Raw genomic sequence first — 24,214 nt, 5'->3', positions numbered from 1 at the left:
TTGGCATAAAAAAGCCGCAATTCGCGGCTTTTTTATTACAGCATTCAACTCAGAACTTTTTAAAGGTCTTATTGGTGCCGAATGGCTTGCGTGGTGCATTTTCATCACGACGCGGCTTAAAACCTTGCTGCTCATTACGACGTTCACGATTGCCAGCATAACCATTCTGGTTATTTTCATCAGTGTCACGGCGTTGCTGACGTAAAAAACCACCACGGCGTGCAGCCATTGGTTTTTCTTGCATACGTTCATTACGGCGTTTTGCCATGCCGTACAGACCTGTGCCTTGACGTGGCTTCAGCTCGACCAGTTTGGTCAGTGCATCAATGTCATTTTTATCCAGTTCCATCCAGCGACCGGTACGCAATTCACGCGGTAGAATTACAGTACCATAACGGGTACGCAACAGGCGGCTGACTTTCAGACCCTGAGATTCAAAAATACGACGGACTTCGCGGTTACGGCCTTCTTTTACCACCACTTGATACCAGCGGTTAATACCATCACCGCCAATTTCAGAGAAAGACTCAAACTTGGCCGGGCCATCATCCAGTACTACGCCATTGAGCATGTTGTTGCGAATTTGTGGTGTCACTTCACCCATCACACGTACTGCATATTCGCGTTCGATTTCATTCGATGGATGCATCAGGCGGTTGGCCATTTCACCGTCATTGGTAAACAGTAAAAGACCAGTGGAGTTGATATCCAGACGACCCACCATGACCCAACGGTCATTAGAAATCGGAGGAAGGTGATCAAACACGGTTGGACGTGATTCCGGATCGTTACGTGAACAGATTTCACCTTCAGGTTTGTAATAGATCAGCACACGACGACGAATTTCATCTTCAATCTGGAACTGAACTTTACGGCCATCGATGCGAAGTTCATCACCGGGTTCGATCCGTTCACCCACTTGAGCAATCTGACCGTTGACACTAACGCGACCTGCGGCAATGACCTCTTCCATATAGCGGCGAGAACCCAATCCAATTCGCGCTAATACCTTTTGCAATTTTTCACTCATGACAGCATAACCTTAGAAATAATCATCAACAGTTCACCTATTCACGACTTGGATGCATGTGCATCTAGCGCCATGAAAACTTCCTTGGCATCCTGCAGGGGAGGCAATTGGCCTAAAGAGGTCAGGCCAAACGCATTTAAAAATTGTGGCGTTGTGATTAACAACGCAGGTCTTCCCGGGAGTTCACGGAAGCCAGATTCCTTGATCCAGTTCCAATCAAATAATGTTTTCAGAATTTGACTATTATTCGAAACTCCACGAATTTGTTCAATATCTGCGCGAGTGACCGGCTGGTGATAAGCGATCACGGCAACAGTTTCCAGTAATGATGGGGACAGTTTGGTCGGACGTTCCGGCCAGGTTTGTGCAATTACATTACGATATTTTGCCCGTACTTGGAATCGAAATCCTTGTGCGGTTTCTACCAACTCAATCGAGCGGCCGTGTTGTAATACTGCAAGTTGCTGTAAATACTGACGTAATTGCTGTTTGTTGTATTGGTTCTGAAAAGCTTCTTTCAGACGAGCGAGAGAGACAGGCGCATCGCTAGCAAAAACAATCGCCTCAATCTGCATCAATACTTCATGATGTAAATCGCCTAAAGACAATGCGGCATTCTGGTCAATGCTCATGCAGCCGCTCCTTGAATTGCTAGAGGTGCTTCTACGCCACTCGCCACAATACGAATTTTTTGCTGGCGGGTGAGTTCGAGAACGGCCATAAAGGTCACAACCATGCCCATTTTACCCTGACTCGGTTTCAGTAATTCTACGAAGCTTAAAACCTCACCGGACGCTATTTTGTCTTCAATAAATGCCAGACGTTCTTCGAGCAGAACAGGTTCCTGGTGGATTTGGTGAACAACAGGTTCCGGACGGTTAAACACACAAAACAGCGCATCGCGCAGGCTGTTGACATCATAGCCTTCATACACCGGCGTGTTATGTCCTAAATGGACATGGGTGCTAAAGATATCGCGATCTAGAACGGGCATTTGTCCCAGACGTTCAGCAGCCTGTTTAATACGCAGATAAGTTTCTAGACGGTCAATCAGCTGCTGCTTCGGGTCTTTTTCCAGCTGGATCGTACTTGGTTTGGGGAGGAGCAGCCGGGATTTGAGATCTGCCAGCAGCGCAGCCATGACCATGTAATCGGCAGTGAGTTCAATATTCAGCGACTTCATGCTGTCCATATAGGACAAGTATTGCGTTGCAATTGGTGCAATATCGAGTTGCAGCAGGTCAAAACCATTTTTTTGAATCAGGTAAATCAGGAAATCAAGCGGGCCTTCAAAATGCTCAAGCAGAATTTCGAACGCGGCGGGAGGGATGTATAAGTCCTCCGGCAGGGTTTCTTGCCATGCATCCAAAACACGGATGTGAGGAGCTTGTTCCATAAGAGGCTGGATAGCTTGATTCATGACAGTTATAGGCCACGCGAATTTTCAAAGGCATGTTGGAAGCAACTTTGGCACATCTTGTGGTGCAGAGTGACACAGATGAAAAGGAACCAAAGAGCACAGATAGAGTGCGTTTATTGTAACCGAAAAGCCGGTTTGAAAACATGACTTATACAGGGAAAAGTAAAAAAACATCGAAATAAATACCCGTTATTTATTTCGATGATACGGTGCTATGGCTGAGTAGCGTATTTATTCAAAAGCACTGACATCACCAACACCACGACGGATCACTTGTGGATACTCACCAGATAAGTCCACAACACTCGTGGTGGTAAGTGTGCCAAGTCCGCTGTCGATAAACACATCAATGCGTTTGCCTAACTGCATTTCAATTTCATAAGGGTCATCCAGCGGATCTTCCTGTCCAGGTAGAATTAATGTACTGGTCAGTAGGGGCTCACCTAATTCTTTCAATAAGGCTTGGCAAACCGGATTGCTGGGGATACGCAGACCAATGGTTTTCTTTTTGGGGTGCATCAAACGTTTGGGTACTTCACTCGTTGCCGGCAGAATAAAGGTGGTAATAGCAGGCGTGTTCGCTTTCAGCAAACGGTACATGGCATTGTCTACCTTGGCATAGGTGGCAATATCCGATAAGTCGCAGCACAAAATTGCATACTGGTGTTTTGGGCCCAAGTCACGGATATGCGCAATACGCTCCATGGCGTTTTTATTCCCAATCTGGCAGCCAATGGCATACGCTGCATCTGTCGGGTAGACCACCACATCGCCCGCACGAATGCGCTCAACGGCTTGTTGGATCAGGCGCGGTTGAGGATTATCCGGGTGTACTCTCAAATGTAGCATCGGTGCCTCCGGTATTTTTGAACATGCTTATAGTTTTATTATGGAACCAGGCCTTAGTGTGATGCAATCTTTAGCAAGTTGATTTTCTGTGATTTAATCCAGTAACTCGCGCTGAAATTCATCTGCTTGTAGCATTTTTCCCTGTCGTGTACATAAACAGATACATTGAATCAAGCGTTCAGCATCACGTGGTAATTTTGCTGTTCCGTTAAAGTAGGCTTGTAGCTGTGTATAGACATTGTCTTTAAAGCTACGACCATTTCCTCCCTCACCGGTGAGATTGTCTAAAGAAACTCTAAACTTGCGGCCAAAGGCTTGGGCAAACAGCCATTCAATCGCCTGCGGTTTAATCTCGACTTTTTCGAATTCCGCCTGCTGTTCCTGACTGCGGCCATCGGGTGCATACCAGTATCCCAAATCTGGTAACAGGCGGCGTTGTGCACCGGCAATCGTCCAGTGGCTGATTTCATGCAGGGCACTATTAAAAAAGCCATGAGCAAATTCAATCCTTGCAGGCTGGCCATCCTGTGCAGGGAAATACTCGGGTTCACCACAGCCTTTGACTAAAACGACATTGTGGTGGGAAAACCAGTGATTAAAGTGTAAGATAAGCCAGTCAACTTGCTCTGCTTCTGTTTGCAAACTAGACCATGCCGAAAGTTGCACCGGTTCTAAACCCGCTCCAGAATCAGAAGTTGGCAAGATGCGAACGAGAGACGAAGTTGTGACTTCTGGTTGCGGTTGCAACGGATGCATAACGAAATAAACCCAAATGTTCTGTCTAAATAAGTGCAAAATTGTATCTTAATCTTTGACAGAGTACTGATGAATTTGTAGAATTGCCGCCTTAATTATGTCAGCAAATACCTTTCCGGCACAGATTGAGCCGTTTAAATGGGCTGAACAGGGCTTTACATGGTCAGGTACCCTGCCATTGTCTCGCTTTGCTCGTATTGCTCGTGAAGCTGTTGGATCAATTGATGATAAATTGATCAACATAGACTGTAAGCTATCAATGGATGCTTATCATCGAATCGTGTGGTTAGATGGTCACGTTGAAACGAAAGTACCAATGGAATGCCAGCGTTGTCTGGATCCTGTTGAAGTTCCTCTCGTTTCAGACTTTCATCTTGCGCTTGTCGATGACGAGTCACTGATAGAGCGCTTGGATGAGGATGCTGATTTCATCGTTTTAGGTGAAAGCGAGTCTACGACGAAAGGAGATTATCTCACGCCGTCGACCATAGATTTGCTCGCACTGCTAGAAGATGAACTGTTATTGCTGTTGCCACTTTCACCTAAGCATGACGCTTGTGAACTGAAGCATCAGCCTGCCATTCAGGACATTGTCGAAGAAAAACGGGATAATCCGTTTGACGTTTTGGCAAGTTTGAAGGGTAAACTTAACTCGTAAAACATGTTATACTTGTAGAGTTAAGACATCTGAATTTGTTCTGATCCATTGTTTTCGATTTTTGTAAGGAGCCATCATGGCCGTTCAGCAAAACCGTAAAAGTCGCTCTCGCCGTGACATGCGCCGTTCACATGACGCTTTAACCGAGAATGCATTAACTGTAGACCAAGCTACTGGTGAAACTCATCGTCGTCACCACGTAACTAAAGATGGTTTCTACCGTGGTCGTCAATTATTCGCTAAAGCAGCTGATGCTGAATAATTGTTGATACGCATTAAGCTTAAAGCTTAGTGGAAAAAATGGGAGCGTTTCGCTCCCTTTTTTTGTTGTATTTCGCAATTACTAATCGCCTTATTAAATGTTAAATTTCCGCTCCATAAATGAGCGAAGACGAAAATAAAGGATTTTTATATGTCTGCTAAACGACTCGAGCAAGTGGCCCAAGCAACAAAAACAGCATTTGTGTTCCCAGGCCAAGGTTCGCAAAAAGTCGGCATGCTCGCTGAACTTGCAGAACAGTTTAGTGGTGTGCGTGACACGTTTGCTGAAGCTTCTGATGCGATCGGTTTTGATTTATGGCACATTGCACAAAGTGGTGAAGGTCTGGATCAGACTGAAAATACTCAGCCTGTATTGTTAACAGCCAGCATCGCATTATGGCGCGTATGGCTCGAATTAGGTGGTTTGGCACCAAAATTCTTGGCAGGTCACTCTTTGGGGGAATACAGTGCCTTGGTTGCAGCTGAATCCATGAGCTTAGGTGATGCGGTTAAGTTGGTGAACCTGCGTGGCAAATTGATGCAAAGCGCTGTACCACAAGGTCAAGGTGCGATGGCAGCCATTTTGGGTCTGGCAGATGAAAAAGTCATTGAGCTGTGCGAGCAAGTAAACAATGAGGGTCGTGGTTCTGTTGAAGCTGCGAACTACAATGCGCAAGGTCAAGTTGTGATCGCAGGTGACAAGATCCTGGTTGAGGCGGTTATGGCTGCAGCAAAAGAACAGTCCGGTAAAGCGATTGCACTACCAGTTTCAGTTCCATCACACTGTTCTTTAATGAAACCTGCAGCGGAAGAATTTGCTGAAGCATTGGAACAAACTGCCATTGTGATGCCTAGCCTTCCTGTAATACAAAATGTCAACGCAAAAATCGCGACAGATGTGGCGCAATTACGCCAGGCATTAACGGCGCAATTGTATCAATCCGTGCAATGGACCAATACCATGCAGTACCTGCAAGATCAGGGGATCCAGTATGTGGTTGAATGTGGTCCAGGTAACGTATTGGCCAATCTTGCGAAGCGTTTACCTAATATTGAAAAAGCATTCCCAATCGACAGCAAGAGTCGTATGGAAGATGCCTTAAATGCCGTTTTAGTGGCAGAAGGGAAAATTGCATGACACAAGAACGCAAAGTCGCATTGGTAACAGGCGCAAGTCGAGGCATTGGTGCTGCCATTGCTCAGCAACTGATTCAGGATGGTTATTTTGTCGTAGGTACCGCGACTTCTGAGTCTGGCGCTGCGAAATTAACTGAAAAATTTGGGGAAAACGGTGCGGGTGCAGTGCTCGATGTTCGTAATGGCGACGAGATCGAAGCATTAGTCACTGATATTGAGCAAAAATACGGCTCAATCTTGGTTTTGGTAAACAATGCCGGCATTACCAAAGATAATTTGTTACTGCGTATGTCAGAAGATGACTGGGATGACATCCTTAACATCCATTTGAAAGCCGTTTACCGTCTTTCTAAGCGTGTGTTAAAAGGTATGACCCGTGCACGCTTTGGCCGCATTATTAACATCAGTTCAGTAGTTGCGCATTTTGCCAACCCGGGTCAAGCGAACTACTCTGCTGCAAAAGCGGGTATCGAAGCATTCAGCCGTTCATTGGCAAAAGAGATGGGTAGCCGTCAAATTACCGTGAACAGCGTAGCACCTGGCTTTATCGCAACTGAAATGACAGATGCATTAAGCGAAGACTTACGTAAAAAAATGAGTGAACAAGTGGCACTTCAACGTTTAGGTGATCCACAAGATATCGCGAATGCCGTGAGTTTCCTGGCAAGTGATAAGGCAAGTTACATCACCGGTACAGTTTTACACGTAAATGGCGGTTTATACATGGCTTAAGGCCGACGGATAAACTTTCAAAATCTTTAAGATTCAATTAAACTAACGGCAATTAAAACGCCACAAGCAATGAGGAGAATTCCTGTGAGCGATATCGAACAACGCGTTAAACAAGCGGTTGCAGAACAACTTGGCATGAAAGCTGAAGACATCAAAAATGAAGCGTCTTTCATGGATGATTTGGGTGCAGACTCTCTAGACCTAGTTGAACTTGTTATGTCTTTCGAAAATGACTTCGACATCACGATTCCTGATGAAGATTCTAACGAAATCACAACTGTTCAATCAGCAATCGACTACGTAACTAAGAAACTTGGTTAATGCGTCGAAATTTTCAGTGATTCACTGAAAAATAAAAAGCCGCCTGTTGAAGGCGGTTTTTTTATGCATAAAAAAACATAATTTACCTGTGCTTACTGTTTTTGCACCAATGCTGTTTATATTGCTGCCCAATTCTCTTTTATAAAAATAATCACAGCTGTGAAACTCTTTACTTCAAAAAATACAGGAGAAGATTATGGGTCTTTTTGATTTCGTCAAAGGTATTGGTAAGAAAAATACTGCTGCACCTGTCCAGCAACCTCATAACACAGCACAGCCTACACCTGCTCCTGCAGCGAAACCTGTGCAATCGGATGAACCCACCGCCCAGGAAATGGCAAACAAGCTGTTAGGATTGATCAAGAGTTTAGGATTTGCAGTAGAGGGGCTCTCTGTAACCTATAATGGCAGTCAAGACCTTGCCACGATTAAAGGGCAGGTCAAAAGCCAGGCAGATCGTGAAAAAATCGTCTTGGTTGTCGGCAATGTGGATCATGTGGCCAAAGTTGATGATCAGATGACGGTGATGGAATCTGCGCCAGCAAGCCAATTTTATACGGTGAAAGCAGGGGATACGCTATCGAAAATTGCCCAACAGTTTTATGGGGATGATGCTCAATACCAAAAAATCTTTAAGGCCAACCAGCCGATGTTGAAAGATCCCGATGAAATCTTTCCTGGACAAACCTTGCGTATCCCTCAATAAATAAAAAGGTGCGATGAGCGCCTTTTATCCTGTATTGATAAACAAGTTTAATTAGTAAATTACGGTATTTAAAAATATATGTACCCACAAAGGGTTGGTGTAATTATTTCTTCTGGCTTGAATTCAGCAGTTGTTGGCGAATTTCTCTGAATAATTCTGCCTGATATAAAGCATCTTCCAAGGCATGGTGGCTTTTTGTCTGCTGGGGGTGAAGCTGCTGATCCATATGTCTTGAAGTGGTTTCAGCCCAGTTACAACCTGTTGCACCCCTATAATACGCTTTAATGTCTAGTCCACTGATACCAAATGGATTACGGCCAAGGAATGCCCAGAAATAATAATTAATAAAGGACCAGTCAAACGTTGCATTTAAACCGACAAAGACCAATCTTTCGTTATTAGGTGTTAAGGAGGTGAGCCATTGCTCAAAGCTATGCATGGCTTGAGTTGGAGCCACACCTTGATGCTGTAATTCGGTGAGTGAAAAACCACTGACTTTAAGTGCCTCAGCGATGAAATTATCATTCAGTGGACATAATTCACGATAAAAGGTTTTTGTCGGGTCACCAACGTGGCAAGCTCCAATTGAAAGCATGCTGTACAGTCCGGGAACGGGACCAGAAGCCTCGATATCCACAGAAACGTAACATTCTAGGCGCTTACTCATATGATTGCTTTTTTCTAAAAATCAGCCGAGTTAATCGAGCGAGAATGCAAGTTACCCTCAATATTCTCTTGGAAATAGATTTGATGGCCCATAATCCTCGTACGTGTTGTATTTGAAGATAAAGTTTCTATTGACCTGTAAAAATTAAAAAGATGTTCAAACTCTTTATAGCGTGTTGTAGTTCCAAATAAAAGTTCGTCACCATACCATTCATCCCCTGCAGCGACCCGAATGATGAACTCACCTAGAGGAACCTTGACCTGGATGGTCTGATGGCTGGGTACCTTAATCGTCATGATGATTTGTTTGGTGTGTTTATCCAGTAATTTGAGATAAATATTTTGTTGCGCAGTATGCAGCGTAAAAGGAGCTTCTAGTGGTGCAGAGGTATAAATTTTATCGATGCCTTGAGTGAAAGGTTGTACAGGTAGGTTCCGAGTTTCCGCTTGGACAGCATGCTGCATAACTGGTAACGTTGAGTTCGGGACTTTTTTATCCTGAAAAGTAAAAATTACTGTGATAATACTGACAGCAATCACAATGCCAAATACATTATTTTGTAGGAGTGATTTGGTTTTATTGTGCTGTTTAGAAGGGAATCTGCGGTTCATATTTATTTTTTTGATTAAGTAATAAATGTAACTTACAGATTTAAAATGATTTAATCAAGAAAATAAAAAACCCACCGAAGTGGGTTTTTGCATCCAGTAAAAGACAGATAATATGAGATTGATTTTTTTAATTAAATCAAAGCCATTTAAGTTTTTATGACATTCAATCTCAACTTGTTTTTGCCACATAAGTTAAGATTTTCTTGAAATCTATGACACATAAGTTAAGATTTTTCTGATGGTGTTTGAACACCATATCCTTCTCTTAGTAATTTTTTCACATCTTCTTTTTTAAATAATCTTATGGAGTAATTATGATTGCCATAAAAATGTGGTTTGATTAACCCACGTCTTACTAAATTAGTAATGTGAGTTCTATGCATACCTAAATAGTTATTGGCCTCCGAAGCTGTAAAAAACTCTTTATGAATTTCTAATACATGATTGAATTCTGTTTTGGAGAATGATTGCCAATATCCTATATGCCGGAGTTTCAAATAGCCTGTCATAATCCAATTTTTTTGTAGCTGGTTAGATGAGCAATTTAGTGCTTTGAGGACTACATCTATATCCACAAAAGAAGGATCATTCTTTTGTTGAATTAAATTGTCGATACTTCTTCTCGGAATACGATAAGGACGTATCTCTAAATTTTCTACGTTAAGCCATTTATGTTGAATAAGTTGAGCTGTTTGAGATGGGGAAATACCTAGAAGTTTAGCTGCTTCACTAAGGCTTATATAAGCATCTTTTTTCCTCTTATCTACAATTCCAGCTTTTTTACGCCCTGAATTATTTTTATAAGTAACTATATTTTCAATCATGGAATTATCTAAATGCTTTATATCTTTTCTTGCATAATAGGCTGGATAAAGTTTGTTTATATATATTGGTTCAATATTTAAACTTGAAAGTTTGGCTCTTAGTGTGAGATGAGAAACGTCTAAGTGTTCAGCAAGTGGACTTAAAAAAATATATTTTTTATGAAAACTATTAACAAATTCTTTGGAAAGACAATATTGAGTATAATGATTTAGATATTTCTTAGTCGTTGGAGTATCTGGTATTTTAAGAAATAAACGTGCATTACGATTATTAATATTTAGTATTTCCATAATTTCCGGAATAGTAAAATAATCATTAGATTCATCGGCTTGTGGTGGTGGACGATGATATGTATAGGTGCCATTGATGTTTTTCTTTTCATTAATTAGCCATTCCTCAAGTATAGAAGCAGGAAAATTAGTTCTATCACTCACACTGAGTTGATCGTGATATAAAATTCCCGCCTTCAGTCTTTTATGAAATGCTGCAAAACTAACCCCAAGTATATGAGTAGCTTCTTTCTTATTAAATTTCCGTTTAATACATTTTGAGGAAGTAGAGTTATAATCTCTAAAATAACTTAGAATTTTATCGAGAATAGGTTTAAATCTAGATTTATTTTCTAAAAAGGGAAGAAGTTGAATTCTTGGAAGAGCGTAATCTAGGTTATTTTTGATCATATTTTGGACTGCCACCACTCTCCTAGACAAATTTCGTCTATTCTTTTTGCATAGGAGAGAACATTATGAGTGGACAACGATACACCCCAGAATTTAAAGATGAAGCTGTTAAATTGATTACCGAACGTGGATATTCTGTCACTGATGTGGCTGAACGTTTAGGTGTATCACAGCACAGCATTTATAAATGGCTAAAGGCCGTACAGCCTTTACGCAACAACCCTGATGAACATGAACTACTCGAAGCAAAGAAAGAGATCCTTCGTCTTAAAAGTCAGCTTAAGCAAACTGAAGAAGAGCGAGATATCTTAAAAAAGGCCGCAAGGTACTTTGCAAGCCTGCCCGAGTAAAGTATCAGTTTATCCTTGAGTACAGCCATCAATTTAAGATTAAAACGATGTGTCGGGTTCTTAAGATTGCTCGTGCTGGCTATTACGCCTGGCTACATGAACCCGAATCAGGCAGAACAATTGAAGACAAACGGTTATTACAACTGATCCGCTCTTCTTATGATGCCAGTTATGGCATCTATGGTTATCGTCGCATCACGCTGGATCTTAAAGAGCTAGGTGAAAGCTGTGGCCCCAATCGTGTGCTGAAGATCATGAAGAACAATGGCATTGCCGCTGTTCGAGGATATAAAAAGCATAAAAGTTATGGTTGTGGCCGTCCTCCGATTGTGCCACCAAATCACTTAAATCGAGAGTTCGCTGTGAGCACCCCTGATACTTCCTGGGTGACTGATATTACCTACATCCGTACTTGGCAAGGCTGGTTATATCTGGCTGTGGTTCTCGATTTATATTCAAGGAAAGTCATCGGTTGGTCAATGAAACCTACGCTTGCCAAGGATATCGTTTTGGATGCACTTTTAATGGCGGTATGGCGACGCAGACCCAATGAACCTGTGATCATACACTCAGACCAAGGCTCACAATACAGTAGCGGAGACTGGCAGAAATTCTGTCAAAAGCATAATTTAGTTCCGAGTATGAGTCGTCGTGGAAACTGTTGGGACAATGCTGTTGCTGAATCCTTTTTTAGTAGTTTAAAGAAGGAAAGAATTAAAAAGAGGATCTATAAAACACGAGAAATGGCCCGTGCGGATGTGTTTGATTATATCGAGATGTTTTACAATCGAATCAGGCGTCATTCGCATCTCGATGGGATGAGCCCAGAAGCATTTGAGACAGCTTCAAAATGAGGCGGTCTCATGTCTAGGATACTGGGAGCAGTCCAAGGTTTATACAAAATCCCGCTTATGAAAGATAAAGATTTTCCCAGTTGGTTTCAAGTTGCAGATAAACTTTCAAGAAAATATCAAAATCAGTTTTATTGTCTTTACTTTTTGCATCTCATATTTTTAGTGGCACTTACTACATTATCTCTTTATCCAGATATTTCAAAATGGACTATCTCAATTCAAATTATTATTGTTGTAGGAACTCTTTTGTCATCTTTAGGGTTATTTTTAAATAAACCTGATCGAAAATGGTATTCAGCGAGAGCTTTAGCTGAATCTATTAGAACGATCACATGGCGTTATGTGACCAAAGCAGAACCATTTCATGAAGATTCAAATATTGCGAAAGTAAAGTTTATTAATGCTATTAAAAAAATAACTAACCAAAATCAAGATCTTAAACTTTTAATTAAATGTGATATTAATGAAAATTTAATTTCATATGAAATGGAAGGTTTAAGAAATGGAACATTGCAGAGAAGAAAGTCGGCTTATTTATCTGATAGGATTGAATCTCAATTAGAGTGGTATAAGAAAAATTCGAGAAAAAACAATTTAATGTCTAATATTTTATTTTCTCTTGTAATCTTATTAAATATTGTTGCGATTATTTTAGCTGCTTCACGTTTAGGTTATATTGAGGAAAAGATATGGCCAACAGATATAATAGTAACTATTGCGATAGGTTTGGTGGGTTGGATACAAGTAAAAAAATATTCAGAGTTATCAGCATCTTATTCATTAACGGCTTCAGAGATCACACAGATACATATCGACTATTTCTTATACCCAATAAATGATGAGAAAACATTTTCCAATTTTGTGGGTGATACAGAGAATGCATTTTCTAGAGAGCATACTCAATGGTATGCAAGAAAGGATCACTTTTCGTAAAGTAGTATTTTCCTGAAATTAAAATAAGATAAATTATTTAACCATCGAAAAAAATAGAGCCATATAGGCTCTATTTTTTAGTTAATGTAACAATCTCGAAATATGTGTCAAAAATCTCACATCCGATGTCATTTACTGGCATCTGATAATCTTACCAGCTTAATGCACCGCCAGTTTGATAATCGGTAACACGCGTTTCAAAGAAGTTCTTCTCTTTACGCAAGTCCATCATCTCAGACATCCACTGGAATGGATTGTTTACGCCTGCAAACTGTTCTGGAAGACCCAACTGGGCCAAACGACGGTTGGCGATAAATTTCAGATATTCTTCCATCATCGCAGCATTCATGCCGAGTACACCGCGTGGCATGGTGTCACGTGCGTATTCAATCTCAAGCATGGTGCCTTCAAGAATCATTTGAACCACTTCCTGCTGGAATTCAGCCGTCCATAGATGTGGATTTTCGATCTTGATCTGGTTGATCATGTCGATACCGAAGTTCAGGTGCATTGATTCATCACGCAAGATGTACTGGAACTGTTCTGCGACACCATTCATCTTGTTGCGGCGACCCATGGATAGAATTTGGGTAAAACCACAATAGAAGAAAATTCCTTCAAGAACACAATAGAACGCAATCAGATTACGCAGTAACAACTGGTCGTTCTCTGGTGTACCGGTTTGGAAGGTTGGATCATTCAAGGACTGAGTATATTTCAGGCCCCACGCTGCTTTACGTGCAACGGCAGGAACTTCACGGTACATGTTGAAGACTTCGCCTTCATCCATCCCTAAAGATTCGATACAGTATTGGTAAGCATGCGTGTGGATTGCTTCTTCAAAAGCCTGACGCAACAAGTATTGACGACATTCAGGGTTGGTAATGTGACGGTAAATTGCCAATACCAGATTGTTTGCAACCAGTGAGTCTGCGGTCGAGAAGAAACCGAGTGAACGCATCACGATGGTTCGTTCATCTTCTGACAAGCCATTTTCTGATTTCCATAACGCGATGTCATGGTTCATGTTCACTTCTTGCGGCATCCAGTGGTTGGCACAACCATCCAGATACTTCTGCCAAGCCCATTCGTATTTGAATGGTACTAACTGGTTCAAGTCAGCACGGCAGTTGATCATGGCTTTATCATCAACTTGCACACGTGCAGCACCCATTTCTAGCTCTTCCAAGCCAGGGGCAACATCAAGATTGTTTAGGGATTCAGATGCTCGAGCCAACGAATCGGTTGGATCTGTTGATCGCACGGAAGTGGTTCCAGTGGATTGAGGAACTGCCACACTCGACGACGATTGTTGTGCATCAGATACCATCTGTGTACGAGGCGCTTCTTGCGGCTCGACGGGCGTAGGCTTGGACTCTGTAACAGCCGGTTTTTGCGAATCATCTTCGAAATCGTCCCAACTAAGGATAGACATATCTGTTCTCGCTTCGTTGCTTATCTGTGTGAGCGACATCTCGCAAGCGAAGATGTCATTACTATACGCTGATTCTGTTTAAACAAAATTAAGTTTTGTCGATGGCTGCTGTAAATTTATGCTTTTATCAGTGGGCTATCGATTGGACTGATTTTGTTCACGTTGCTGCCCGCGAAATTTGACGAAGGCATATACCATAGGGATGTAGAATGAAACAAAGCATAAGACCAGCACTGCAAGTCCTAATTCATAGTTCGGTGTCATATGCAGCATGGTCTTTTCCTTAAAATTTATTCTCTCGGTTCTTTTGTTCCGTAATAATTATTAGTGATATACGTGTTGTGTGAATTTGTTTTATTTGCAATATTCTGCAAAGTACATTTCACTGACCAACCGATATAAGCCACCAATCCAATTACAACAAAACCAATAGCAATAATAGTAATAATGCTTTCAATGGTCATTGAATCACCTAATTAAAGGGATTCGACTATCCCTGACTAAACAACAATCCAGATAGTCGAATCGACTATTTTAAGCGGTTCAATAAACAAGTATTTATTGAACCTAATGGATCAATTGTCTAATCAGTGATTACTGACATGCCTCACAATCAGGATTGTCAATCGAGCAGGCCATCGGTACTGGTGCTGCTTGAGCAAAACCTTCTTCTTCCGCTGTTACTTCAGGCTTCACTTCTGGTGCTGCAGCCACTGGAGCCTGCGCTACGGTTGCCGGTTTTACTGCATTCAATGCACCGGTGTTAATGGTGGATTTTTCTGCAGAGGTTGCACCTAAAGCACGGAGGTAATAAGTGGTTTTTAAACCACGTAACCAAGCCATTTTGTAGGTAATATCAAGTTTCTTACCATTTGCACCCGCAATGTACAGGTTTAATGATTGTGCCTGATCAATCCATTTTTGACGGCGTGATGCAGCATCGACAATCCAGCGTGGCTCAACTTCAAATGCCGTTGCAAAAATCGCTTTAAGCTCATCCGGAATGCGTGAGATTTTCTGCACAGAACCTTCAAAGTGTTTCAAGTCATTGACCATCACGGTATCCCACAGACCACGTTCTTTGAGTGCACGAACCAGGTAAGGGTTAATCACTGTGAATTCACCAGACAGGTTTGATTTCACATATAAGTTCTGGAAAGTTGGCTCAATCGATTGTGATACGCCACAGATATTTGAAATCGTTGCAGTCGGAGCAATCGCCATCACGTTTGAGTTGCGCATACCGTCTTTCTGAACTTTAGCACGCAAAGTATCCCAATCTAGACGCTGTGTACGGTCTACTTCAAACATGCGTTCTGGACGTGATTTTGCCACGATCTCAAGTGAGTCGATTGGTAAAATGCCTTGATCCCACAATGAACCTTTGAACGTTGAGTAGGTGCCACGTTCTACTGCTAGATCACTTGACGTCTGAATCGCGTAGTAGCTGATTACTTCCATCGATTCATCAGCAAAATCAACAGCTGCATCTGAACCGTACGCAAGGCTCATTTCATACAAAGCATCCTGGAAGCCCATGATACCCATACCGACTGGTCGGTGTTTTAAGTTTGAGTTCTTCGCTTGTGGTACTGCGTAGTAGTTGATGTCGATGACGTTGTCGAGCATACGAACTGCAGTTTTGACAGTGCGTGCCAGTTTTTCGCGATCCAGCTTACCACCTTGTACGTGTTGTACCAGGTTGATCGAACCGAGGTTACATACCGCGATTTCATCTTCGCTGGTATTCAGGGTAATTTCGGTGCACAGGTTTGAGGAGTGAACAACACCCACATGCTGCTGTGGCGAACGTAAGTTACATACGTCTTTGAATGTGATCCAAGGGTGACCTGTTTCAAACAGCATGGAAAGCATTTTGCGCCACAAGTCTTTCGCACGGATTTTCTTGTGCAGCATGTTGTTTTCTTTTGCTACAGACTCGTAATATGCATAACGCTCTGCGAAAGCTTGACCGGTTAAATCGTGCAAATCTGGTGTTTCTGATGGCGTGAAAAGCGTCCATTCAGCATCTTCAATCACACGTTGCATAAATAGGTCAGGTACCCAGTTTGCGGTATTCATGTCATGGGTACGACGACGGTCATCACCCGTGTTTTTACGCAGTTCCAGGAACTCTTCGATGTCGAGATGCCAGGTTTCAAGGTAAGCACACACGGCACCTTTACGTTTACCACCCTGGTTGACGGCAACAGCGGTATCGTTCGCTACTTTCAGGAATGGAACTACACCCTGTGATTTTCCGTTGGTCCCTTTGATGTAAGAGTTCAGGGCGCGAACTGGTGTCCAGTCATTTCCTAAACCACCCGCCCATTTAGACAGCATGGCATTATCACGCATTGCGCCATAGATGCTGTAAAGGTCATCAGAAATTGTGGTCAGATAGCAGCTTGAAAGTTGTGGGCGTAACGTTCCTGAGTTGAACAGGGTTGGGGTAGACGCCATGTAGTCGAAGCTAGAAAGCAGGTTGTAGAACTCGATTGCACGCGCTTCACGGTCGTCTTCCTGAACGGCAAGACCCATTGCAACACGCATGAAGAACAATTGTGGCAATTCAAAGCGGATGCCATTAGAGTGCAAGAAATAACGGTCAAACAGGGTTTGTAGGCCTAAATAGGTAAACTGGTTTGAGCGTTCTGGTTGAATGGCAGCAGCCAGTTTTGCCAAGTCAAAATTCAGTAGTTCCGGATCAAGGAGCTCTAGCTCAACACCTTTGGTCAGGAATGCGGCAAGGGCATCATTTTCCAGTGTATCTGTTGGTAAACCCAAGAATTCAAGACCTGTCGCGACCAGTTCATCGCGTAACAACCGTGCCGTCACATAAGTATAGTTCGGTTCTTGTTCGATACGGGTACGCGTTGCCATCATCATGGTCGTCGCGATGTCGGATGATTTGACACCGTTGTAAAGGTTCTTGACGGTTTCATCGATCACGGCCTGTACATCGATTCCTTCTAGACCTTCACTCGCTTTTTCAATGGTGGCTTGTAGCTTACTCAAGTCGAGTGGCTGGAGCTGGCCATTCGCATCGGTAATTTGCAGGGTTGGATGATGATTGGCGTTGTTTTGCTGACGTGCTGTGGCGCGTTGTTCACGATAGATGACATAGGCACGTGCAACTTTTTGTTCACCTGTACGCATTAATGCCAGTTCAACCTGATCCTGAATTTCTTCAATATGGATCGTGCCGCCAGAAGGTAAACGACGCTTGAACGTATTTAACACCATTTCCGTCAATTGGCTGATTCGGTCATGAATACGGCTCGAATCTGCACTTTGTTGCCCTTCAACAGCTAAAAAAGCTTTTCCAATCGCAACTGAAATCTTTTCTGCATCAAAAGCGGCAACATCACCGGTGCGTTTAATCACCTGCAATTGACCGGGAGTGGATGTAATTACGCTCATTTTGGCATAGCTCCATTGTCTTCATTGTTATGTTTATGGACCGTTTGAATCGCACGAAAAGTCGTCACGATGTTTGAGGAATAAACACAAGACTTAGTGGTTTAAATTTGAATTGAACACAAGATACGGGAAATTTTAGGTCAGATCAATATTGACATTTTGCAAAAAATTTTGATTGGCTCCGGCTGGTTAAAGCTGGCTGCAATCATACTTTTTCTTGTTATTTTGAGATGTCTGAATTGATAGGGCTATAGCATAGCAAAGCCCTCTCTTAGCCCTTATAGATAACCTTGTGGATAAGTGAAAAACGGTCTTTCTCGATGCTTTATTGACTGCCAAAAATTGTCACTTTTTAAAATTTATCGTGAGCAGGAAGTAATTCATGAGCGCAGGGTAAAAATTGATAAAAAATGAATGTGAAGGAAGTTTTGCGAAATTTAACAAAATGCTACAGGCATGTATTGGTTTCGTGAACGCACTCTTGTTTACAATGTAAACGTGTGTATATTGCAAACTATGAGTGACGTATCCCTCAGATTTATAAGGATACGCCCAACTAAAATAGGGGCATGTAAATGAGTCAAGAAGAAAAGTTACCCAAGATTCTGATTGTTGAAGATGACGAGCGTTTGGCGCGTTTAACACAAGAATATTTAATCCGCAATGGATTGGAAGTGGGGGTAGAGCCTGATGGTAACCGTGCGATCCGCCGTATCATCACTGAACAGCCAGATTTGGTGGTATTGGATGTCATGTTGCCAGGGGCGGATGGCTTAACAGTATGCCGTGAGGTGCGCCCACATTATCACCAGCCGATCTTGATGCTGACAGCACGTACTGAAGATATGGATCAGGTATTGGGCCTGGAAATGGGTGCGGATGATTATGTGGCGAAGCCTGTGCAGCCACGTGTCCTGTTGGCTCGAATTCGTGCTTTATTGCGCCGTACCGATAAAACCCCTGAAGATGAAGTGCTGCAACGCATTGAATTTGATGATCTGGTGATTGATAACGGTGGCCGTTCCGTGACGTTGAATGGTGAGTTGGTCGATTTTACCAGTGCAGAATATGACTTGCTCTGGCTATTGGCTTCAAATGCGGGTCGTATCCTGTCTCGTGAAGACATTTTTGAACGTCTGCGCGGTATTGAATATGATGGTCAAGACCGTTCAATTGATGTGCGTATTTCACGTATTCGTCCGAAAATTGGTGATGATCCTGAAAACCCGAAACGTATTAAAACCGTACGCAGTAAGGGTTATTTATTTGTTAAGGAAACGAACGGTCTCTAATGCGACTAGACAGTCTGCTGAAAAATCCTCTTACTCGGGATATTCGTCTGTTTAAACACAGCATATTTCTGCGCATTTATGCAGGACTGGTGATCCTCGTTGTGCTGATCGCCATTTTTAGTTATTTGCTGGTGCAGATTATTAATTACCAACGGGCGCAGGAATATCGTGAGTCTTTGACAGACGGCCTCTCTTTTGTGATTAGCCAAGGGGTTGCACGGCAGCAGACTGACCAGCAAAAACGTGATTGGATTTCTGACGCTTCAGATCTGCTTGAGTTACCGATTTACTATGTTGGAGCTGATCGTGTTGATCTGACGCGTGCCGAACAAAAGCGAATTAAAGAACAAAAATCCGCTGTGCGCTATGACGCCAAAACCGCAACAGCCTATGTAATCTTGGGGTTACAAGATGATCTTCAACATTACCTCTATGTGAAAGTTGATAAGATCGGCGAACGTCAAATGAAGGCGGTGCCGATTTTTATTCTGGATTACCTGATTTACTATCCTGGACAGGAACGGGAATATCTGGAAAAAATTCAAAAATACTTCTCTTACCCGATCAACATTCAGTCCATTCGTGATTTAGGCTTGGATCCTGAACAGGTGGGGCGTTTGCGCCAGGACAATAGCGTTATTTTATATCGTGATAATGCCAGTGTGCGTGGAACCACGATTTCGATTGTTTCACCGATGCCGAATAATCCAGCCGAAGTGTTGGTCATCGGTCCCATTCCACTGTTTAACTGGATGCCATTCCAGCTTTCCGCTGGCATTACCTTACTGAGTCTGTTTTTGTTGAGTCTAGGGATTTATGGTCTGATTTTACCCATGCAACGTAAGCTGCGTCAGGTCAATTACGCTTTGAATAAAATGAAGTCTGGTAACTTGTCGGTACGTTTACCTGTTGAAGGAACCGATGAGTTAGCAGGCTTGGCTTCCAGTTATAACAGCATGTCTGATCATATCCAGCGCTTGATTGAGGCGCAGCGTGAACTCATGCGAGCAGTGTCTCATGAGTTGCGCACTCCTGTAGCACGTATCCGCTTTGGCATGGAAATGCTGACTGATGAAGATGATTATGATTATCGTGTCCAGCAAATGGAAATGATTGATAAAGACATTGAGGCCTTAAATACCTTGATTGATGAGATCATGACTTATGCCAAACTCGAGCAGGGGATGCCATCTCTGGATTTTGAGCAGATTATGCTGACTGATGTCCTTGAGCAGGTAGCCACCGAAACAGAAGCATTGAAAACCCAAAAAGAGATTGAGTTGATCCCGCCACCACCTTATGTGATTGTGGAGGCAGAACGCCGTTATCTGCATCGGGTGGTACAAAATCTGGTCGGCAATGCTGTGCGTTACTGTGATCATAAAGTGCGGATCACTGGAGGGATTCAAGCAGATGGGCAGGCATATGTCTGTGTCGAGGATGATGGCCCAGGGATTGCTGAGCAAGACCGTGCACGTATCTTTGAGGCTTTTTCACGTTTAGATGATAGTCGTACTCGTGCATCAGGAGGCTATGGCTTAGGTTTGTCAATTGTGAGCCGGATTGCCTACTGGTTTGGGGGACGAGTACAGGTCGATCAAAGTCCAGTTTTAGGGGGCGCACGATTTATGATGACTTGGCCAGCCCAGCAGCGAACCAAGCCAGCAGCAAAGACAGAGAAACAAAAAGAAAGCACCTAAGCAAGAGGTGTTTTCTTTTTATAGAATTATTGCTGAATGGTTGGGGCGGGTGCGAGCAAGGTTTTACCTTCCGCTAAACTCTGCAAGACCAATGGAGGGAATGTAATCAATAGCTGATTGTGTTCGACATCAATTTGATAATTTTGAATAATTTTCTGGTCGCCATTTAAAGTTTCAACCTGATATTCATCAGCGATATTCATGATCCCATCCAAGTTGATGGTGGTTGAGGCAAGGTCCTGCTGAAATAGTTGATAAATTTCCCCCAGCATGAAAATGGCTTGATTCTCATGAGGTTGTTGTTGGGCATATTGTTGAATATGCTTCATTAATAATTGAGCAAATAAAAAATAATCAGGCTGATGAGTGATAGGGAGGTTCATTGTTTTATTCCTTATTCTTACTTGTTCTGTATAAAGCAATAACACAGATTTTGGTCAAAGTTAAGGAATGATACGCAATTAAAACAATCCGTTAGATTGTCGTAATGACCTGATTTCGCCCACTACGTTTTGCCTGATAAAGTGCATCGTCTGCTTCTTTTAAGCATACTTCAATCGAGTCGGTTTGTTGTGGTTCGCAGATGTGTAAGCCAATACTGGTTTGAATCTGAATCACTGTACCCGGTGCAATTTCTACCTGTTTCTTGCTCAGATTATGGCGGATGCGTTCGGCAATCTGTAAAGCGTGCTGAGGATGAATGTCAATCAGAAGTGCTGCGAACTCTTCGCCACCTAGACGGCCGAGTAAGTCATAGCTACGTAGATTTTCCTGAATGGTTTCTGCGCAAATCTGCAATGCACGGTCACCTGCCTGATGGCCATAGCTGTCGTTGATCTTTTTAAAGTGGTCTATATCTAGCATCAGAACAGCCGCATAACGCTGTTTATTCTGCATTTGTTCTAATAGTGAGCCAGCGGATTCCATAAATTGGCGACGGCTCAGACAAATTGTCAAATCATCATAAGCCAGATTGTATTGTAGTTGGCGAATGAGCCGTGATCGCACTTCATTGATGCTAGAGACAGTCAGTGGTGCAATCGCCATCATGATGATGCCTAAACGCAGTGAAATGCTGTTTTGTGTATAAAGATGCGGGTAGACCACTAGATATTCTTGGGTAAACCAAAAAATAATACAGCCACAGGTAAATGAAGTAATCAGGGTAACAAAAAAATGCCGATAGGTTAGCGCACACCAAATCAAGGCTGCAATTGAATAGAGGAGAGAGCCGGGACCTGAATCAATATAACTCATAAACAATGAGAAAATGAGTGCCAGCAAGGGTAGGCTGTGAATCACGGGGTTGTGCCCATGCGCAATCGGCGCCAGAATAAATTTTTTCTTTTTCCAGCGCGGAATATTGAGCATGATCGGTAAAAGTAGCAGGGCATTTTGCAGCTCTGCAGTAAACCAGTCACCGACTTCGAGCAGGAACGGTCCGTTCATAAAGGCTGTAGTGACATACGGCACAGCCAGCGCAGCAAACGATGCACCTAACAGCCCCCCCAAGGTGCAGAACGTAAACACAAAAAGATAAAAATATCCACGATGTAATGAATGGATGAATTCGCGAAAATACTGATAAAGCGCCAGTGTGGTAACGACATAAATCATGTTGGCAGTGGTCAGCACACAACTGAGTAATACGTCGCTACCATTGCTCAAGTCAGCTAAAACATAGCCACAAAATGCTCCCAACAGGCTGTAAATTGAGCGGGTTTTGGGGTAGCGGGCTAACAGGCCGAGCAGAATGGAGTTGGCTGGCCAGAATGAAGCAAGATATTCATTGGGTCGCGTCGCAATTCCAAGCCAAGCGAATGTCAAAAGAATGACTGTGAATAAACAAAATAGCGTTAAGGGGGAGAAACGTGATTCTCTTAACGTGGGTGACATCATTTCGCTCGTGTGGAAGTGCAGATTACATCAGCAGGGCTAAACGGATTTATTATTTTGTTTATTAATTAATCATAACATTTTGTATCAAAAAAACAACAAATTGTTTGCTTAATGGGTTTAATTTGTGAATCCTGCCCATAATTTTTTATATGTGAACGGCACCTTAGCACTGATAAGAAAATGCCAATTTTAAAAAAATTAATAGAAATTTGGCTTTTAATTTAATAAAACGATAAAGAGGGCGGTTCGGCTTACAAACTTCTCTACATTCATAATACTGAATAAAAAATCAGCCAAAAGACTAAGACGCTTTCGCTAGCAAGAGAAATCATAAATCAGGTACAATTGGCGGGATTAATTTTATGTTTGGTGTATTTTAGGCCAATACATACATTCTTTGTTAATAATAGGCCTGCCAGGAGTTATCCCCGCATGAGTGCCATTACTCCATACGATTGGGCAATTATTGCCTTCGTGATCGGCGTTACATTTCTTTGCGTCTTTATGCTCACTGTCCCTTTACTCCTTGGGGGTAAATCATGGGGCCGTGCCAAGCAAGAGCAATTTGAGTCAGGTGTGGTGAGTGCGGGTGGTGCACGCATTCGCTTATCTGCAAAATTCTATCTGGTTGCTATTTTCTTCGTGGTTTTCGACTTGGAAGCACTTTATCTTTACGCATGGGCGACGTCTGTGCGCGAGGCTGGGTGGTTGGGTTATACCACTGTGGTGATTTTCGTTGTCGATTTATTAATTGCCTTGGTTTATGCATTTTCTGTTGGAGCGTTGAATTGGGCTCCAGCCGATCGTCGTAAATCAGCTGGTATCTTGCCGAAAATTGGCGCGCCAAATATGAATATCGCGGATATTACCCGATTCAATTCCATTGAAGAGTTGGTGACTGATCCTACGGGTCAAATTCCAGCTCAATCTTCTGGTCGTGTGAAATCCAAAACTACGACTGCCTTGTCATCGGAACAGGAGTAACTCGGGATGAAATATACCCTAACCCGTGCGAATCCAGATGCTGAGCAATATCCACTTCAGGATCGTCAAATTGTGACGGATCCGCTTGAGGAAGAAGTGAATAAAAATGTGTTCATGACTCGTTTAGAGGACGTGTTACACACAGCTGTGAACTGGGGCCGTAAAAATTCATTATGGCCTTTTAACTTTGGTACATCGTGCTGCTACGTTGAATATGCAACCACCTTAACGGGTGTGCATGACTTGTCACGTTTCGGTGCCGAGGTTATCCGTGCTTCACCGCGTCAGGCTGACTTGATGATTGTTGCCGGAACTTGCTTTGTGAAAATGGCACCGGTTATTCAGCGCCTGTATGAGCAAATGCTGGAGCCGAAATGGGTCATTTCTATGGGTGCTTGTGCGAACTCCGGGGGTATGTACGACATTTACTCTGTTGTACAAGGGGTCGATAAAATCATTCCTGTAGACGTGTATATTCCGGGTTGTCCACCGCGTCCTGAAGCATTAATCCAGGCATTAATGCTGTTACAAGACCAAATTCAATTAGAGCGTCGTCCGCTTTCTGCGGTGATTGGTGATGATCTTCAGCCAGTGTATAAGCCAAAGATGATGCCAGAACGTGACCGTAAGAATGCTGAACGTATCGCAGTGAAAAACTTACGCTCTATGGATGAAATTGAATAATTTTAAC

General features: G+C 42.7%; 26 protein-coding genes. 12 read left to right on the top strand and 14 right to left on the bottom strand.

From position 1 onward, the window contains the following. Positions 1 to 49: 49 nt before the first annotated feature. The 5 genes from rluB to PGW99_RS08895 form a co-directional block, all read right to left on the bottom strand. A complete protein-coding gene (rluB, locus tag PGW99_RS08915; protein ID WP_273777323.1) occupies positions 50 to 1,030 on the bottom strand; it encodes a 23S rRNA pseudouridine(2605) synthase RluB in 981 nt (326 codons plus the stop codon). A gap of 41 nt (positions 1,031 to 1,071) precedes the next feature. After that, positions 1,072 to 1,662 (bottom strand): SMC-Scp complex subunit ScpB, encoded by a 591-nt coding sequence (gene scpB, locus PGW99_RS08910; protein WP_273777322.1) that lies wholly within the window; start codon positions 1,660 to 1,662, stop codon positions 1,072 to 1,074. Beyond that, positions 1,659 to 2,450, bottom strand: coding sequence for a segregation and condensation protein A (locus tag PGW99_RS08905; RefSeq protein ID WP_273777321.1), 792 nt, complete (start codon positions 2,448 to 2,450; stop codon positions 1,659 to 1,661). Before PGW99_RS08905 ends, scpB begins: the two co-directional genes overlap by 4 nt. Before the next feature lie 231 nt (positions 2,451 to 2,681). Then, positions 2,682 to 3,299, bottom strand: a complete 618-nt coding sequence (locus PGW99_RS08900; protein ID WP_273777320.1) for an L-threonylcarbamoyladenylate synthase — start codon at positions 3,297 to 3,299, stop codon at positions 2,682 to 2,684. Between the two features lie 93 nt (positions 3,300 to 3,392). Continuing rightward, a complete protein-coding gene (locus tag PGW99_RS08895) occupies positions 3,393 to 4,055 on the bottom strand; it encodes an elongation factor P hydroxylase (protein ID WP_273777319.1) in 663 nt (220 codons plus the stop codon). Between the two features lie 97 nt (positions 4,056 to 4,152). Here PGW99_RS08895 and PGW99_RS08890 point away from each other — a divergent pair, with 97 nt between their 5' ends. From PGW99_RS08890 to lysM, 6 genes are all read left to right on the top strand, one after another. Then, on the top strand, positions 4,153 to 4,713 hold the full coding sequence (locus tag PGW99_RS08890) for a YceD family protein (protein ID WP_273777318.1): 561 nt from the start codon (positions 4,153 to 4,155) through the stop codon (positions 4,711 to 4,713). A 76-nt stretch (positions 4,714 to 4,789) separates the two neighbouring features. Then, the gene (rpmF, locus tag PGW99_RS08885) at positions 4,790 to 4,975 is read left to right on the top strand and encodes a 50S ribosomal protein L32 (protein ID WP_000290730.1); all 186 of its coding nucleotides are present in this window, start codon (positions 4,790 to 4,792) and stop codon (positions 4,973 to 4,975) included. A 150-nt stretch (positions 4,976 to 5,125) separates the two neighbouring features. Beyond that, positions 5,126 to 6,112: an ACP S-malonyltransferase gene (gene fabD, locus PGW99_RS08880; protein ID WP_273777317.1), complete on the top strand. Its 987-nt coding sequence runs from the start codon at positions 5,126 to 5,128 to the stop codon at positions 6,110 to 6,112. Continuing rightward, positions 6,109 to 6,843 (top strand): 3-oxoacyl-ACP reductase FabG, encoded by a 735-nt coding sequence (fabG, locus tag PGW99_RS08875; RefSeq protein WP_273777316.1) that lies wholly within the window; start codon positions 6,109 to 6,111, stop codon positions 6,841 to 6,843. The genes fabD and fabG overlap by 4 nt, the downstream gene beginning before the upstream one ends. A gap of 84 nt (positions 6,844 to 6,927) precedes the next feature. Further along, on the top strand, positions 6,928 to 7,164 hold the full coding sequence (gene acpP / locus PGW99_RS08870; RefSeq protein WP_273777315.1) for an acyl carrier protein: 237 nt from the start codon (positions 6,928 to 6,930) through the stop codon (positions 7,162 to 7,164). Positions 7,165 to 7,360: 196 nt separating this feature from the next. Further along, the gene (gene lysM, locus PGW99_RS08865) at positions 7,361 to 7,870 is read left to right on the top strand and encodes a peptidoglycan-binding protein LysM (protein ID WP_273777314.1); all 510 of its coding nucleotides are present in this window, start codon (positions 7,361 to 7,363) and stop codon (positions 7,868 to 7,870) included. 103 nt (positions 7,871 to 7,973) lie between these two features. Here lysM and PGW99_RS08860 read toward each other — a convergent pair whose 3' ends face one another. The 3 genes from PGW99_RS08860 to PGW99_RS08850 all read right to left on the bottom strand — a co-directional run bounded on the left by PGW99_RS08860 (position 7,974) and on the right by PGW99_RS08850 (position 10,668). Beyond that, positions 7,974 to 8,537, bottom strand: a complete 564-nt coding sequence (locus PGW99_RS08860) for a 3'-5' exonuclease (protein WP_273777313.1) — start codon at positions 8,535 to 8,537, stop codon at positions 7,974 to 7,976. A gap of 14 nt (positions 8,538 to 8,551) precedes the next feature. Further along, entirely contained in the window at positions 8,552 to 9,148 is a 597-nt protein-coding gene (locus PGW99_RS08855; RefSeq protein ID WP_273777312.1) for a hypothetical protein, read from the bottom strand. A gap of 224 nt (positions 9,149 to 9,372) precedes the next feature. Next, a complete protein-coding gene (locus PGW99_RS08850; protein ID WP_273777311.1) occupies positions 9,373 to 10,668 on the bottom strand; it encodes a helix-turn-helix domain-containing protein in 1,296 nt (431 codons plus the stop codon). Positions 10,669 to 10,718: 50 nt separating this feature from the next. Between PGW99_RS08850 and PGW99_RS08845 the strand changes: the two genes are divergently transcribed. Further along, a protein-coding gene (locus tag PGW99_RS08845; RefSeq protein WP_100223103.1) for an IS3 family transposase occupies positions 10,719 to 11,857 on the top strand; the annotation gives its coding sequence in 2 pieces (ribosomal slippage) (positions 10,719 to 10,977 and positions 10,977 to 11,857; 1,140 coding nt in all). A 9-nt stretch (positions 11,858 to 11,866) separates the two neighbouring features. Next, positions 11,867 to 12,790 carry a DUF4231 domain-containing protein gene (locus tag PGW99_RS08840; protein ID WP_273777310.1) on the top strand — a complete coding sequence of 308 codons (924 nt, stop codon included), beginning with the start codon at positions 11,867 to 11,869 and terminating at the stop codon, positions 12,788 to 12,790. A gap of 151 nt (positions 12,791 to 12,941) precedes the next feature. Here the strand turns inward: PGW99_RS08840 and PGW99_RS08835 are convergent, their stop codons facing one another. The 4 genes from PGW99_RS08835 to PGW99_RS08820 form a co-directional block, all read right to left on the bottom strand. Next, positions 12,942 to 14,225, bottom strand: coding sequence for a ribonucleotide-diphosphate reductase subunit beta (locus PGW99_RS08835; RefSeq protein WP_273777309.1), 1,284 nt, complete (start codon positions 14,223 to 14,225; stop codon positions 12,942 to 12,944). 135 nt (positions 14,226 to 14,360) lie between these two features. Next, entirely contained in the window at positions 14,361 to 14,498 is a 138-nt protein-coding gene (locus PGW99_RS08830) for a preprotein translocase subunit YajC (protein ID WP_273777308.1), read from the bottom strand. Positions 14,499 to 14,515: 17 nt separating this feature from the next. Continuing rightward, the gene (locus PGW99_RS08825; protein WP_273777307.1) at positions 14,516 to 14,689 is read right to left on the bottom strand and encodes a hypothetical protein; all 174 of its coding nucleotides are present in this window, start codon (positions 14,687 to 14,689) and stop codon (positions 14,516 to 14,518) included. Between the two features lie 130 nt (positions 14,690 to 14,819). Then, positions 14,820 to 17,648 carry a ribonucleoside-diphosphate reductase subunit alpha gene (locus PGW99_RS08820; protein ID WP_273777306.1) on the bottom strand — a complete coding sequence of 943 codons (2,829 nt, stop codon included), beginning with the start codon at positions 17,646 to 17,648 and terminating at the stop codon, positions 14,820 to 14,822. Between the two features lie 575 nt (positions 17,649 to 18,223). Between PGW99_RS08820 and bfmR the strand changes: the two genes are divergently transcribed. Together bfmR and bfmS are read left to right on the top strand one after the other, a co-directional pair. Continuing rightward, the gene (bfmR, locus tag PGW99_RS08815; protein WP_273777305.1) at positions 18,224 to 18,940 is read left to right on the top strand and encodes a response regulator transcription factor BfmR; all 717 of its coding nucleotides are present in this window, start codon (positions 18,224 to 18,226) and stop codon (positions 18,938 to 18,940) included. 47 nt (positions 18,941 to 18,987) lie between these two features. Further along, entirely contained in the window at positions 18,988 to 20,640 is a 1,653-nt protein-coding gene (gene bfmS, locus PGW99_RS08810; RefSeq protein WP_273779488.1) for a sensor histidine kinase BfmS, read from the top strand. A 26-nt stretch (positions 20,641 to 20,666) separates the two neighbouring features. Here bfmS and PGW99_RS08805 read toward each other — a convergent pair whose 3' ends face one another. Both PGW99_RS08805 and PGW99_RS08800 read right to left on the bottom strand, forming a co-directional pair. Next, positions 20,667 to 21,023, bottom strand: a complete 357-nt coding sequence (locus tag PGW99_RS08805; RefSeq protein ID WP_273777304.1) for a hypothetical protein — start codon at positions 21,021 to 21,023, stop codon at positions 20,667 to 20,669. Between the two features lie 91 nt (positions 21,024 to 21,114). Further along, the gene (locus tag PGW99_RS08800) at positions 21,115 to 22,536 is read right to left on the bottom strand and encodes a GGDEF domain-containing protein (RefSeq protein WP_273779487.1); all 1,422 of its coding nucleotides are present in this window, start codon (positions 22,534 to 22,536) and stop codon (positions 21,115 to 21,117) included. 435 nt (positions 22,537 to 22,971) lie between these two features. Between PGW99_RS08800 and ndhC the strand changes: the two genes are divergently transcribed. Both ndhC and PGW99_RS08790 read left to right on the top strand, forming a co-directional pair. Beyond that, positions 22,972 to 23,523: an NADH-quinone oxidoreductase subunit A gene (gene ndhC / locus PGW99_RS08795; protein ID WP_273777303.1), complete on the top strand. Its 552-nt coding sequence runs from the start codon at positions 22,972 to 22,974 to the stop codon at positions 23,521 to 23,523. A gap of 6 nt (positions 23,524 to 23,529) precedes the next feature. Beyond that, positions 23,530 to 24,207, top strand: coding sequence for a NuoB/complex I 20 kDa subunit family protein (locus tag PGW99_RS08790; RefSeq protein ID WP_273777302.1), 678 nt, complete (start codon positions 23,530 to 23,532; stop codon positions 24,205 to 24,207). Positions 24,208 to 24,214: the final 7 nt, after the last annotated feature.

The sequence above is a fragment of the Acinetobacter sp. GSS19 genome (assembly GCF_028621895.1).
GTDB lineage: Bacteria > Pseudomonadota > Gammaproteobacteria > Pseudomonadales > Moraxellaceae > Acinetobacter.
The sequence above is the reverse complement of the archived record's forward strand: the minus strand, read 5'-3'. Positions and strand labels throughout refer to the sequence as shown.

Coding starts and splice junctions, on each gene's coding strand:
- PGW99_RS08840 (WP_273777310.1), top strand. CDS start 11,867: ATGTCTAGGATACTGGGAGCAGTCCAAGGTTTATACAAAATCCCGCTT.
- fabG (WP_273777316.1), top strand. CDS start 6,109: ATGACACAAGAACGCAAAGTCGCATTGGTAACAGGCGCAAGTCGAGGC.
- PGW99_RS08790 (WP_273777302.1), top strand. CDS start 23,530: ATGAAATATACCCTAACCCGTGCGAATCCAGATGCTGAGCAATATCCA.
- rpmF (WP_000290730.1), top strand. CDS start 4,790: ATGGCCGTTCAGCAAAACCGTAAAAGTCGCTCTCGCCGTGACATGCGC.
- PGW99_RS08830 (WP_273777308.1), bottom strand. CDS start 14,498: ATGCTGCATATGACACCGAACTATGAATTAGGACTTGCAGTGCTGGTC.
- bfmR (WP_273777305.1), top strand. CDS start 18,224: ATGAGTCAAGAAGAAAAGTTACCCAAGATTCTGATTGTTGAAGATGAC.
- PGW99_RS08900 (WP_273777320.1), bottom strand. CDS start 3,299: ATGCTACATTTGAGAGTACACCCGGATAATCCTCAACCGCGCCTGATC.
- PGW99_RS08895 (WP_273777319.1), bottom strand. CDS start 4,055: ATGCATCCGTTGCAACCGCAACCAGAAGTCACAACTTCGTCTCTCGTT.
- PGW99_RS08800 (WP_273779487.1), bottom strand. CDS start 22,536: ATGTCACCCACGTTAAGAGAATCACGTTTCTCCCCCTTAACGCTATTT.
- PGW99_RS08835 (WP_273777309.1), bottom strand. CDS start 14,225: ATGTCTATCCTTAGTTGGGACGATTTCGAAGATGATTCGCAAAAACCG.
- PGW99_RS08860 (WP_273777313.1), bottom strand. CDS start 8,537: ATGAGTAAGCGCCTAGAATGTTACGTTTCTGTGGATATCGAGGCTTCT.
- PGW99_RS08825 (WP_273777307.1), bottom strand. CDS start 14,689: ATGACCATTGAAAGCATTATTACTATTATTGCTATTGGTTTTGTTGTA.
- PGW99_RS08890 (WP_273777318.1), top strand. CDS start 4,153: ATGTCAGCAAATACCTTTCCGGCACAGATTGAGCCGTTTAAATGGGCT.
- ndhC (WP_273777303.1), top strand. CDS start 22,972: ATGAGTGCCATTACTCCATACGATTGGGCAATTATTGCCTTCGTGATC.
- lysM (WP_273777314.1), top strand. CDS start 7,361: ATGGGTCTTTTTGATTTCGTCAAAGGTATTGGTAAGAAAAATACTGCT.
- PGW99_RS08855 (WP_273777312.1), bottom strand. CDS start 9,148: ATGAACCGCAGATTCCCTTCTAAACAGCACAATAAAACCAAATCACTC.
- rluB (WP_273777323.1), bottom strand. CDS start 1,030: ATGAGTGAAAAATTGCAAAAGGTATTAGCGCGAATTGGATTGGGTTCT.
- fabD (WP_273777317.1), top strand. CDS start 5,126: ATGTCTGCTAAACGACTCGAGCAAGTGGCCCAAGCAACAAAAACAGCA.
- PGW99_RS08820 (WP_273777306.1), bottom strand. CDS start 17,648: ATGAGCGTAATTACATCCACTCCCGGTCAATTGCAGGTGATTAAACGC.
- scpB (WP_273777322.1), bottom strand. CDS start 1,662: ATGAGCATTGACCAGAATGCCGCATTGTCTTTAGGCGATTTACATCAT.
- PGW99_RS08905 (WP_273777321.1), bottom strand. CDS start 2,450: ATGAATCAAGCTATCCAGCCTCTTATGGAACAAGCTCCTCACATCCGT.
- PGW99_RS08805 (WP_273777304.1), bottom strand. CDS start 21,023: ATGAACCTCCCTATCACTCATCAGCCTGATTATTTTTTATTTGCTCAA.